General features: G+C 40.7%; 9 protein-coding genes and 1 pseudogene. 2 read left to right on the top strand and 8 right to left on the bottom strand.

The annotated features are described in order from the left end of the window. Nucleotides 1-179: 179 nt before the first annotated feature. The 8 genes and pseudogenes from D2908_RS07920 to D2908_RS07885 all read right to left on the bottom strand — a co-directional run. Nucleotides 180-980 (bottom strand): annotated as a pseudogene (locus D2908_RS07920) (choline-binding protein C); the annotation flags it as partial. After that, nucleotides 980-2,017, bottom strand: a complete 1,038-nt coding sequence (locus D2908_RS07915) for an aldose epimerase family protein (RefSeq protein ID WP_117306161.1) — start codon at nt 2,015-2,017, stop codon at nt 980-982. The gene D2908_RS07915 and the pseudogene D2908_RS07920, both read right to left, overlap by 1 nt. Nucleotides 2,018-2,133: 116 nt before the next feature. Then, nucleotides 2,134-3,300 (bottom strand): SIS domain-containing protein, encoded by a 1,167-nt coding sequence (locus D2908_RS07910; RefSeq protein WP_117306159.1) that lies wholly within the window; start codon nt 3,298-3,300, stop codon nt 2,134-2,136. A 210-nt stretch (nt 3,301-3,510) separates the two neighbouring features. Beyond that, complete coding sequence (locus tag D2908_RS07905; RefSeq protein ID WP_117306157.1) at nt 3,511-3,915, bottom strand: PTS sugar transporter subunit IIA; 405 nt, start codon at nt 3,913-3,915, stop codon at nt 3,511-3,513. 3 nt (nt 3,916-3,918) lie between these two features. Then, nucleotides 3,919-4,740, bottom strand: coding sequence for a PTS system mannose/fructose/sorbose family transporter subunit IID (locus D2908_RS07900; protein WP_117306155.1), 822 nt, complete (start codon nt 4,738-4,740; stop codon nt 3,919-3,921). Further along, nucleotides 4,727-5,632 carry a PTS mannose/fructose/sorbose/N-acetylgalactosamine transporter subunit IIC gene (locus tag D2908_RS07895; protein WP_117306153.1) on the bottom strand — a complete coding sequence of 302 codons (906 nt, stop codon included), beginning with the start codon at nt 5,630-5,632 and terminating at the stop codon, nt 4,727-4,729. The genes D2908_RS07900 and D2908_RS07895 overlap by 14 nt, the downstream gene beginning before the upstream one ends. Before the next feature lie 26 nt (nt 5,633-5,658). Further along, nucleotides 5,659-6,135: a PTS system mannose/fructose/N-acetylgalactosamine-transporter subunit IIB gene (locus tag D2908_RS07890; protein WP_049496992.1), complete on the bottom strand. Its 477-nt coding sequence runs from the start codon at nt 6,133-6,135 to the stop codon at nt 5,659-5,661. Continuing rightward, nucleotides 6,132-7,919, bottom strand: coding sequence for a beta-galactosidase family protein (locus D2908_RS07885; RefSeq protein ID WP_117306151.1), 1,788 nt, complete (start codon nt 7,917-7,919; stop codon nt 6,132-6,134). The genes D2908_RS07890 and D2908_RS07885 overlap by 4 nt, the downstream gene beginning before the upstream one ends. Before the next feature lie 321 nt (nt 7,920-8,240). On the opposite strand from D2908_RS07885, the gene D2908_RS07880 reads away from it, so the two are divergent. Both D2908_RS07880 and strH read left to right on the top strand, forming a co-directional pair. Further along, nucleotides 8,241-8,957: a GntR family transcriptional regulator gene (locus tag D2908_RS07880; RefSeq protein WP_117306285.1), complete on the top strand. Its 717-nt coding sequence runs from the start codon at nt 8,241-8,243 to the stop codon at nt 8,955-8,957. A gap of 315 nt (nt 8,958-9,272) precedes the next feature. After that, entirely contained in the window at nt 9,273-13,274 is a 4,002-nt protein-coding gene (gene strH / locus D2908_RS07875; protein WP_117306149.1) for an LPXTG-anchored beta-N-acetylhexosaminidase StrH, read from the top strand. Nucleotides 13,275-13,298: the final 24 nt, after the last annotated feature.

Raw genomic sequence — 13,298 nt, 5'->3', positions numbered from 1 at the left:
TTGTTGTAATTTTTATTGTTACAACTATTATATAATTTCCATCAGGAAAGTCAAGCCAGACAACTTGAGGCCTCTATTCCAAGAAAAAGAGGTCAACGTTCACCATCAACCTCTTTCTTATCGTTCATTCTTTTTCCTAGGTAAGATGAATACTGTACCTATAACTGGCTATTTTCAGCCTAGTTTACCCATTCACCATTACCATTTACACGGTAACCATCGGGTGTTGTTGTGTTAACTGCCAAAGCTCCTGAACCATATGCATAATACCAGTACTTGCCTACTTTAAACCAACCTGTCTTCATGACACCTGATTGATCCAGATAATACCAAGCACCATTTTCCTTATACCAACCTGTCTTCATGACACCTGAGCCATCAAAGTAGAACCATCTGCTACCATCTGTTCCCCAGTCTGTAAACATTGCGCCAGAACTATCAAGGAAATACCATGCTCCATCAACTTCTACAAATCCAGTCTGCATGACACCTAAACCATTCAAGTAGTACCATTTGCCACCTGTTTTCACCCAGCCTGTCCTTACATCACCAGACTCATAAAAATACCAGTTACCCCCTGATTTCACCCAACCAGATTGTTCTGAACTAGAAGTTCTAAATTCTTTCAGCGGTTTTTCTACAACTGTAGCTTTACTTTTAACTGTTGAAAGGTTTGATGCAGTCACTTCTGTATACTGAATAGCAGAACCATATCCACCAGCCAATTCCTCTGAAGAAGCATCATCACCTAAAGCTAGAGAAATCGTTGCTACTTTCTGAGAACTAGCTGAATTTCTAAAGGCTGCAAGTCCCACATAGGTAAATTTAGTATTGATTAGAAGCTCATAATAACCTGTAAATTCTTTAGATGTTCCACCCTTCTTTTTCGCTACATAATTCGCCTTCTCAGCATTCCAGTTTTCAATTGCTTTTAGAAAACCTTCATAGTTCACATCTAAAGCTTCTCCTTTTATACTATTTATTTCACAACAAGTTCATAACGTGTCTTACTGGTGAAGGTTTGACCAGCTTTAAGAATGACTTGGTCTTTGAGGTCACTATGAATAGCATCTGGTAAAGCTTGCGCTTCAAGAGCAATTCCATTGTGCTGTACCATTGGCTGACCTCCTATGATGACACTCTCATCTACAAAGTTTGCTGTGTAGACTACAAAGCAAGGAGCCTCTGTCTTGAAAAGCAGGAAACGACCTGAGTTTTGATCATAAAGAAAACCAGCATTGTCATGACTTGTAGGAAGGGCAAATGGATGATCCAAGCCAGATACCAGCTGGATTTGCTCATCTTCCTCTGCAAAGATATCCTTCAACAAGGCACCATTATAGATGTGTTTGACCACATCACGGTTGGCATCTGGAGTTTTAGCCGGAACACCGTCGGGAGCAATTGGGTAAATCCCCTCTGTGTTTAGTTGGAAGACATGACGGTCAATCGTCTGCGTGAAATCACCAGACAAGTTGAAATAGCTGTGGTTGGTTGGATTAACCAGCGTATCCTGATCAGTCGTTACCTTGTAGCTGATTTCATAGGCACCAGTTTCTTCTAAGTGGTAACTGATCCAAATCTTGAGATTGCCAGGAAATCCTCCTGTCCCATCTGTACGCTCTGTGTAGAGGGTCAAGCCATGATTGCTTACCTCAACTAGTTCAAACAAGCTCGAATCCCAACCTGTTGAACCACTGTGGTTACAGTTGCTAGCATTGTTGACCTCAAGGTCATAGTTCTTACCATTGAGCTCAAAGGTCGCACCTGCAATACGGCCTGCCACAGGACCTACGCTCGCTCCATGCTTGGGGCTATTGCCTACATAGCTGTCAAAGTCATCAAATCCCAAGATAACATTGGCAAAATTCCCATCCTTGTCAGGTGTGACATAGCGCAAGATAGTCGCACCATAAGTCATAACCTCAAGCTGGTAGCCACCGTCCGTCTCAAATCGGTAGGCCAAGACATCCTTGCCCTCAACATTTCCAAATACACGCTCTGTGTATGCTTTCATTCTCTTCTCCTTTTACTATTTCTCTCAAGCAAACAAACCATAGAAAGCCTACTGACAATCTATGGTTTACTTGTATGATTTACAAACTCCTTTGTCAAGAATCTATAAACACAGTATTACTTTTGATATTCGTGGATGATCACACCTTGTACCACACGGTTTACTGTACCGGTAGGAGACGGTGTATCAGGTTTATTTTCTACCTTGAGTGAAGTCAATAGGGCAAAGAGTTGGGCATAAACGATGTAAGGGAAGACACGGTAAATATCATTCAAGACACCGCCACAACCAAGGGCCACTTCTTTGACATTTTCAAGACCAAAGGCTTGATCACTCAAAAGCACAACACGGCGAGCAATCTGATCACCTGCAACTTCACGAACCAAGTCCAAGTCGTACTTACGAGTGTAGTCTGTCGTTGTACCAAAGACCAAGACAACTGTATCTTCATTGATAAGAGATTTTGGACCGTGACGGAAGCCGACTGGACTTTCATACATAGTCGCCACTTGGCCAGCTGTCAATTCCAAAATCTTGAGCTGAGCTTCATGAGCAAGACCAAAGAAAGGACCAGCGCCTAGATAGATGACACGGTTAAAGTCTAGGTCAACAAGTTCTTTGACATCTTCTGCATTGTCTAGAATTTTACGGGCAAGACTAGACACAACTTCAAAACGTTCAGCTTTCACAGCAAATTCTGTAGGATCAAAGACCAAGAGAGCTGTTAGCATCATAGAGGTAAAGCTAGAAGTCATGGCAAATCCAGCATCATTGGAAGCAGCTGGTTGCAAGAGCAAAAGATTGCGGTCATCGCCATGGGCTTGGAGAGCCAACTCACCATCCGCTGCGCAAGTAATCGTCACTTGATAAAGCTCGTCCACCAAGGCTTTTGCCAAATCAACAGTCGCCACACTTTCAGGTGAGTTCCCACTACGAGCAAAAGATACAAGGACAGTCGCCACATCTTTTTTCAAATAGGTTTCTGGATTGGCAACAATATCTGTTGTCGCAATGGCATTAAAATTCCATTTGCGTTCGTCATAGACTTCCTTAAAGTAAGGTACCAAGGTATCTCCCACATAAGCAGAAGTTCCAGCCCCGGTCAAAATCACCTTGATATAGTCATGTTTATCAGCAATTCCTTGCAGGAAGGCTGCAATTTCTTCACGTTTTGCTTGATAAGATTCAAAAGCTTCTTTCCATACATCAGGCTGTTGGTAGATTTCACGTGTAGTGATTTCTGCACCCAATTCAATCAAGTCTTCTTTTGTATAATGTAACATTGATTCCCTCTTTTTCTATTAAATATGGGAATGGGAGTAAGCCCCATTCCCATGTATATTCTATATAAAATGCTCTAACGATTTTCACGTTGTCACATCTTATTGAAATGAGTTCCAACTAAAATCTTTGGGAAAAAGACCGATTATCGTCGGAGCATCGCTCCATCCTCCTATCGCCTATTTTCCCTGTGATTTTTACGTTGTCACATCTTATTCATCTTCGTCATCATCAAAGTCCGCTAACAGGTCATTAACTTTCACAATGCTTTCTGCAGCACGGTTCTTATAGTCTGTATCTGCGCCTGTAAGGCTCGCATTGATAAATTCAATCACCATTGGAAGATTCATCCCTGCGTAAAGGTCAATATCACGACCTTCCATAATCAAACGGCTGACCACGTTACATGGTGTTCCACCAAGAAGATCCGCAAAGACTAAGAAATCATCCAATCCTTCAATAGCAACTTCAAATTTTGCAGTGAATTCTTCTGGTCCATCTTCTGGAAGAAGAGCTACTGTATAAATATTGTCTTGTGGACCCATGATCATTTCCGTGCTACCTTTAAGTTCTTCACAGAAACGACCATGGCTCACCAAAATTAATGATTTCGTCATAAATTAAGCGCCCATTCCAAGTACAAATTTACCAAGGGCAGAAAGAGCCAATGCAAGTACGATAATAATACCGATAGCTTTAGTAGAGGTCATACCTTTCTTACCAAGCAACCAGAAGATAAAGCCAGTAAAGATTGCTGGAAGCAAGCGTGGGAAGATTGAGTTCAAGATGTCTTGGAAGTCAATCATCTTTTCACCGATTGCCCATTTGTAAGAAATGTCAAAGTTGATCATTGTTGCTACAAGAGCACCCATCATGAAGACACCAAGTACAGATGCAGCGTCAATCAAAGCTGTCAAAGTACTTTGCATGTTGTTGATAAGGTTAACTCCTTCTTTATAAGCAAATTCCAACTGTTTCCAACGGAAGATGTCATAAGCAACTGCAACTGCGATCCAAAGGAAGATACCCCATGGTTGGCCTGCGATAGCCATAGTTGCTGCGATAGATCCCATGATAGCAGGAACAAGTGAACCAAAGATAGTATCTCCAAGAGGAGCGAATGGTCCCATCAAACCTGTCTTGATACCGTTAACCGCATCTTTTGAACCTACACCATCTTTTTCTTCCATGGCAAGGTCAAAACCAGCGATAATTGTGTGGAAGAATGGTGAAGTGTTGAAGAATTGAGTATGAACTTTCATCATTTCTTTCAATTCAGGAGTTCCATCCCCATACATTTTACGCAATTGAGGCAAAATCATGTAAAGGTAACCAGAAGCTTGCATACGTTCGTAGTTCCATCCCAATTGGAAAGTGAACAAGCTACGTTTGTTGATTTGATTAAAATCTTCTTTTGTTAATTTGTAATTAGAATTCGTCATCTTCAATTTCCCCACTTTCTGATGGTGTAGAAGGTGCTGCTACAGCTACTTTTTGGCTATTTTTGAAGTGAAGCACTGCAAGGAAGATCCCTACGATAGAGATACCGATCATAGACAAACCTTTGAAGTTGTTCACGAAACCAATTTTTTCAGCAACATCAGCAGGAAGAGTGCCTACAATACCAGCAACAGCGCCACCAAGACCTGTTACATATGAGTAAAGAACAGTCAACATAGCTGTCAAACCAAATCCCATAGCAAGGTAGTGAAGGTTACGTTTAACTGGAAGGTAACGAAGTAAGATTGCAAATCCAAGACCTGGAAGCATAAGTCCTGCAAGTTTCAAACCATCTGCAACCCATTGGTATTCCTTAACAAAGTCTACTACATGTTGTACGAAGGCACCACCAAAGGCAAGCGCGAAGAAGACTGGAAGGGCACGAGATAAAGCCCAAGGAATCGCACCAAGTAAGTAGTTGCGTTCAATACCTTTGTAGTCAAAGCGTTCGATTGCAGCATCAATACGGTGAGCAAAGAAGGTAGTAGTCATACGACCAAGAACGTCGAAGTAAGTCAAGAGAGTTGCTACTGGTACAGCGATTGTTGTAATCGCAAGGGCTGTATCAATTCCTTGTGAAACAGAGAAGGCTGTCGCAAGAACCGCACCAGAAGTTGCGTCGATACGAGAAGCACCACCGAAGGTACCAACCCCAAGAACGAACAGTTGCAAGTTACCACCGATAAGCAGACCAGTAGTCACATCTCCCATAATTAAACCAGTAATGAAACCAGCAAATACAGGGGAGCCTGCAGATGAAACGATCGTCAACTCATCACAGATTTGATAAGCTGAGTACAAAGTGAGAAGTAAAATTTGCCACCATTGTATCATAACAATGACCTCCTAAAAATTTTTTCCTATTTTAATAAGCTCAAAAAGTCTGAAATTGGATCATTTGGAACCATTTGAGCAGTAAGTTTAACCCCTTTTTCGGCCAATTTGCGGAAGTCTTCCACATCCTTGTCCACTACGTTGATAGAACGTGTGATGGCACGAGTTTCTGGTGTTTGAGACATATTCCCAACATTGAGGGTTTCAAGTGGTACACCTGCTTCGACCAAACCAAGGAAGCGGTCTGGTTTACGAGCAACGATAAAGAGACGTTGGCTATCGTATTTACCAGCAAGAATATTGGCTGCCGCTTTTTCAATTGGCAAAATACTCAATTTTACACCTGGTGGTGTCGCTAGTTTCAAACCACTCTTTTCAACGTCGTTGTTGACAACTTCGTCATCTACAACCATAATACGTGAAACATTTAGTTTTCCAGCCCATAGATTGGCTACTTGTCCGTGGATCAAACGTCCATCGATACGGCATCCTACAATTGTCATAAGTTTTCCCCCTTTATATGTTTTAGTATAGGTTTACGAGTTAAATGAATCTCTTCTTTATATTCACCTTCTGTTTCAAAGATAATGATGCGGTTATCGCCTTCTTTGAGATAACTATGAGGAATATAAAGCGAGAGGGTTGGGCCGACGTTCCAAAAACGTCCTAGGTGACGCCCGTTGACAAAGGCAACTCCCTTACCAAACTCAGACAAGTCTAGGTAAGTATCTTTTGGCTCTTGGACTGTAAAGTCATAAGCGTAAAAGGCTGGTTGTCCTTCTGTCCATCCTTTTGAAAAATCAATTTTCTCTGGATTATCTAGTGGGAGTGGATAGTGTTTCCAGTTTAGTAAGAAGTGCAAATCCTTACAAACCCCTGTCCGAATTCCCTTACGTTGCGTATCCGCTAAGAACTTGTGTCCATAGTTGACACGCCCCATATTTTCTACCAAGATATCTAACATAGATAGCGCTTTCTTTTTGCCTTGATAAAAAATATCTTCCCCAATCTCTGTCTGATATTGGGTTTCGACCCACTGACCATCGACATAAAGCTGAGCTCTATCTCGACCGTCAATGATACGAAGTCTTTCTTCTTCTGCATCCCAGTTTGTTTCTGTTCGATAGAGTAGATAGCCATAGCTTTGTCCCAACTCCTCCATTTTTTTAGGATAGAGACTTTCTACTGGACTTGACAAGCTATCCAAGGTTTCAAACAAGGAAACTTTTTCAACTAGTGGAATAGCATCCAACTCCATACTCTCTTTGTAGAGTGGTTCCAACTGCGGATACTCTGGGAAATAGGTTGCCATCATCTTCTTGACTGCCAAATATTTGGCAGTTGGATTTCCTTCTTCATCCAGAAGGGCATCGTAATCATAAGATGTAACCTGTGGCAGGTCCAAAGTCCCTCGAGCCGAGCAACCATTCATGAAGCCAAAGTTTGTACCACCGTGGAACATGTAAAGATTGATGGAGCCTTGCTCCAATACCTCTCGAACAGCTTCTGCTAACTCTTCCGGATCCCGTGTGATAATCGGTTCTTTCCAACGATTGAACCAACCATCCCAAAACTCCATACACATGAGTGGCCATTTCTTACCATGTTCATCAAAGAATTCCTGCATCTGTGAAAAGTTGTAAGGCGCCTTAGAACCAAAGTTTCCTGTTACAAAGAGGTCATCTTCGATTAAGGTTCCAGCTTTCAAAGTAGCTCGCCATGGGCCATCTGAAGTAAAGAGTGGACAATCAATTCCACGATCTTCCATCAATTTTCGAATCGCTTTTAGGTAAGATTTATCCTCTCCGTAAGAACCGTATTCGTTCTCGACTTGCATCATGAGAATATTTCCGCCATTGTCCAACAGATGAGGCACCAGTCTTGGCAATAATTGATCATAGTAATGACCAACTACCTCGATATATGCTGGATCAGATGAGCGAATTCGCATGTTCTTGGTCAAGAGCCAAGCTGGTAAACCACCAAATTCCCATTCCGCACAGATAAAAGGAGACGGACGCACAATTGCGTAGAGACCCAAGTCCTGCGCTATTTGGAGAAATTTCTCTAAATCCAGATCACCTTCAAAATTAAACTCCCCTTCAACAGGCTCGTGTAAATTCCATGCAACGTAAGTCTCGACTGTATTAAAGCCAAGCGCCTTTAAGTTGTAGAGCGAATGATACCAATCCTCTGCTGGAATTCTAAAATAATGAATGGCTCCGGACAAAATCTTGAACGGTTTTCCATCTAAATAGAAATCGTCCTCAATTTTAAACCTTGTCATTTTTTTACCTCTGACTAACTAAGTTTGCGCTTTCATTTATTATAATATTAAATATAATCAAATTTTTTGCATTTGTCAATAGGTTTTGGAAGATTCTTTAAAATTTTTCCATTTTTTTACTTAGCTTTTACCGAAATTATCAAAAGTTCGCATGAAAGTGGCTATTTTAAAAATACAGAGAGTTATCCAATTATAAAATGGATTTTTTACACATATTATAATATTTTTAACCTATTATTTTAATTTTTCTGCCTAAATGCTACTATTTTCTTTACATTTGTGGTAGAATCGAGGATGGAGAAAGAGATTCGAGGTGAAAATATGGCAATTCCAAAGTATCAATATATTAAAGATGAGTTAAAGAACAAAATCATTTCTGGTCAATTTGCTAGTGGAGATAAATTCTACACTGAAGCTGAATTGATTGCAATGTATGATGTAAGTTCTATCACAGTTGTCCGCGCCTTAAACGACCTTGCCAAGGATGGCTATATTGTCCGCCAACAAGGAAAGGGGACATTCGTTTCACGCGCACGCAAACACAAACTCGTAGAGTTTTCAGATGTAGAAGTTTTTGAAACTAAAGATGATAAAGTGACCGTCCTTTCTATCGAGCGTGGAAATAAACTAAGCTACTTAGAAAAACTTGGACTACGCGGAGATCAGTTCTACTACAAAATTGAACGCGTACGCGAAACTGATGGTGTTGTGTACATCTACCATACATCTTACATTCCAGAACAATACATCAACGCAAATTATCCAAATCTTGAATATTATAGCTCTATCTATAACCGTTTCAAATTGGATTACCACATTCACATGAATGATGAACATTTTGAAGAAATCAATGAAATAGAATTTCCAACCCCAGAACATGCGGCTTCAGTCCTCGGAGTCGATGAACAATTCCCAACCGTTTTACAAACCAAGACTACTAAACTAGAGTCTACTGGTCAAGTTCTCGCTTACAGCGAAACATATAAACGAGCAGATTACTACAAAATCAAATTCATTTCATGTGACCGTGATCACTAAGAAGAAAGCCTAAGCCTAATCGCTTGGGCTTTTTCTATGCTTATTATACCATACCAAAAAGGTAGCGCTTACCTTTTGTAGTAGATTCTATAGTTTGTAGAGTATTTTATAGAAATAAGACTAAAAAAATTATACTAAATATATATATGTTTATTTTCTAACCAATCTGAAAGCTTAAGCTTTAATTTTATATTTTTTTATACTTATTATAGTTTTTTATCATCTCCTCTTGACTCTTATTAATATAAGAAATAAAATAAGGGTGTTGATTTATGTAAACGCTATCAATATAAAATGCAATCAGGAGGTTTTGCAATGAAACGTGAAAAACAACAGCGTTTTTCTATTCGTAAATACGCTGTAGGAGCAGCTTCTGTCCTAATTGGATTTGCCTTCCAAGCACAGACAGTTGCAGCTGATGGAGTTACTCTTACTACTACGGAAAACCAACCGACCATCCATACGGTTTCCGATTCCCCTCAACCATCCGAAAATCGAACTGAGGAAATACCTAAAGCAGAGCTTCAACCAGAAGCTCCAAAAACTGTAGAAACAGTAACTCCAGCTACTGATGAGGTAGCTAGTCTTCCAAAAATAGAGGAAAAACCACAAGAGGAAGTTCGTTCAACTCCTAGTGATAAAGAAGAAGTGGTAACTCCAACTTCTGTTGAAAAAGAAGCTGCCGATAAAAAGGCAGAAGAAGCTAGCCCTAAAAAAGAAGAACCAAAAGAGGCTGATTCTAAAGAGTCGAATACAGAAAAAACTGACAAACCAGAAGCTGACAAGGATAAACCAGCTAAAAAAGATGAAACGAAAGCAGAAGCTGATAAACCAGCAACAGAGGCAGGAAAGGAACGTGTTGCAACTGAAAATGAAAAATTAGCTAAACGAAAAATCGTTTCAATTGATGCCGGACGTAAATATTTCTCACCTGAGCAGCTCAAAGAAATTATCGATAAAGCGAAAGAATATGGTTACACAGATCTTCATCTCTTAGTAGGTAACGATGGCCTCCGTTTCATGTTGGATGATATGTCTATGAAAGTGGGCGATAAAACCTACTCTAGTGATGATGTCAAACGGGCCATTGAAAATGGAACAAATGCTTATTACGATGATCCAAATGGTAACCATCTCACTGAAAGTCAGATGACAGATTTGATTAATTATGCCAAAGATAAAGGAATTGGAGTAATTCCAACTGTCAATAGTCCTGGCCATATGGATGCTATTCTCCATGCTATGAAAGAACTTGGCATTGAAAATCCTAACTTTGATTATTTTGGTAAAAAATCGGAACGAACTGTTGACTTAAATAATAAACAAGCAGTTGAGTTTACAAAAACTCTGATTGACAAATACGCTAACTACTTCTCTAAAAAATCTGAAATCTTCAATATTGGACTAGATGAATATGCCAATGATGCGACAGATGCTAAAGGTTGGAGTGTGCTTCAAGCTGATAAATATTATCCAAATGAAGGTTACCCTGAAAAAGGATATGAAAAATTCATCTCTTACGCTAATGACCTCGCTCGTATTGTAAAATCTCACGGTCTCAAACCAATGGCCTTTAACGACGGTATCTACTACAATAGCGACACAAGCTTTGGTAGTTTTGACAAAGACATCATCGTTTCTATGTGGACTGGTGGTTGGGGAGGTTACGACGTCGCTTCTTCTAAACTACTAGCCGAAAAAGGTCACCAAATCCTTAATACCAATGATGCTTGGTACTACGTTCTTGGACGAAACGCTGATGGCCAAGGTTGGTACAATCTCGATCAAGGGCTCAATGGTATTAAAAACACACCAATCACTTCTGTACCCAAAACAGAAGGAGCTGATGTCCCAATCATCGGTGGTATGGTAGCTGCTTGGGCCGATACCCCATCTGCACGTTATTCTCCATCTCGTCTTTTCAAACTCATGCGTCATTTTGCAAATGCCAATGCTGAATACTTCGCAGCCAACTATGAACCTGCAGAAAAAGCACTAGAAACTATTCCAAAAGACTCTAACCGTTATACTGCTGAAAGTTTTGCTGCTGTCAAAGAAGCTGAAAAAGCCATCCGTTCGCTCGATAGCAATCTCAGCCGTGCTCAACAAGACACGATTGAACAAGCAATCGTAAACCTTCAAGAAGCTATTAAAAACTTGGCCTTAACCCCTGAAGCACAAAAAGAAGAGGATGCTAAACGCGAACTTGAAAAACTGAATAAGAATAAAGTCATTTCCATCGATGCAGGTCGCAAATATTTCTCTCTAGATCAACTCAAACGTATCGTAGACAAGGCGAGCGAGCTCGGCTACTCTGATGCCCACCTCCTTCTAGGAAATGACGGACTTCGCTTCCTACTCGATGATATGACCATTACTGCCAACGGAAAAACCTATGCTAGTGATGACGTTAAAAAAGCTATTATCGAAGGAACTAAAGCTTACTACGACGATCCAAACGGTACTGCACTGACACAGGCAGAAGTGACAGAGCTTGTTCAATACGCTAAGGAAAAAGGTATTGGTCTGATTCCAGCTATCAATAGTCCAGGGCATATGGACGCTATGCTTGTTGCCATGGAAAAATTGGGCATCGCGAATCCTCAAGCCAACTTTGATAAGGTCTCAAAAACAACCATGGACCTTGAAAATCAAGAAGCAGTTGGATTTACCAAAGCCCTTATCGGTAAGTATATGGATTACTTTGCTGATAAATCAAAGATATTCAACTATGGTACAGATGAATACGCCAATGATGCTACCAACGCCCAAGGTTGGTACTACCTCAAATGGTATGGACTCTATAACAAGTTCGCAGACTATTCTAACAGTCTAGCTGCTATGGCTAAGGAAAGAGGGCTACAACCAATGGCCTTCAACGATGGCTTCTATTACGAAGACAAGGATGATGCTGAATTTGATAAGGATGTCTTGATTTCTTACTGGTCTAAAGGCTGGTGGGGCTACAACCTTGCATCACCACAGTATCTGGCAAGCAAGGGTTATAAGTTCTTGAATACCAACGGTGACTGGTACTACATTCTCGGCCAAAAACCAGAAGATGGTGGTGGTTTCCTCAAAAAAGCTATTGAGAATACTGGAAAAACACCATTCAATCAACTAGCTTCTACCAAATATCCTGAAGTAGACCTTCCAACAGTTGGAAGTATGCTTTCAATCTGGGCAGATAGACCAAGTGCTGAGTACAAGGAAGAGGAAATCTTTGAACTCATGACTGCCTTTGCAGACCACAACAAAGACTACTTCCGTGCTAATTATAATGCTCTACGCGAGGAATTAGCTAAAATTCCTACAAACTTAGAAGGATATAGTAAAGAAAGTCTTGAGGCCCTTGACGCAGCTAAAACATCTCTAAATTACAACCTCAACCGTAATAAACAAGCTGAATTAGACGCACTAGTAGGTAAGCTCAAAGCCGCTCTTCAAGGTCTCAAACCAGCTGCAACTCATTCAGGAAGCCTAGATGAGAGTGAAACTGCTGCTACAGTTGAAAATCGACCAGAGCTTATCACAAGAACAGAAGAAATTCCATTTGAGATCGTTAAGAAAGAAAATCCTAACCTCCCAGCAGGTCAAGAAAAAGTTGTCAAAGCTGGAGTTCTAGGTGAACGCACTTCTTACCTATCTGTTCTTACTGAAAATGGAAAGGCTAGTGAAACCGTTCTAGATAGTCAAGTAACCAAAGAACCTGTGAACCAAGTGGTCGAAGTCGGTGCTCTTGTAACTCACAAGGGTGATGAAAGTGGTCTTGCACCAACTAGTGATACAAAACCTAGACTAGATGTCCAAGAGGAAGTAATTCCATTCACAACCATCACTCGTGAAACCGATCAATTGCCTAAAGGACAATCTCGTATCGTGACGGAAGGTGTCAACGGTCGCCGTACTAACTTCTACTCTGTGAGCATTTCTGCCGATGGCAAGGAAGTGAAAACACTTGTAAATAGTGTCGTAGCGCAGGAAGCTGTTACACAAGTAGTCGAAGTCGGAACTCTGGTAACACATGTAGGTGATGAAAATGGACAAGCCGCCGTCAAAGAAGAAAAACCAGCACAAGAAATCCCAAGTGTGCCAACTCCTGCGACAGAAGAAAAACCAAAACTAGAAACCCCAAGCCAACCAGCTCCAACAACTGTTCCTGCTGAGGAAAACAAAGCTCTTCCTCAAAGTCCAGCTCCTCTGGCAACAGAGAAAAAACTTCCTGAAACAGGAAGTCACGATTCTGCAGGACTAGTAGTCGCAGGACTCATGGCTACACTAGCAACCTACGGACTCACTAAAAGAAAAGAAGACTAAATCTTTTCGATAAAAAATAAACAG

Source organism: Streptococcus sp. LQJ-218 (assembly GCF_003428885.1).
Classification (GTDB): Bacteria; Bacillota; Bacilli; order Lactobacillales; family Streptococcaceae; genus Streptococcus.
The sequence above is the reverse complement of the archived record's forward strand: the minus strand, read 5'-3'. Positions and strand labels throughout refer to the sequence as shown.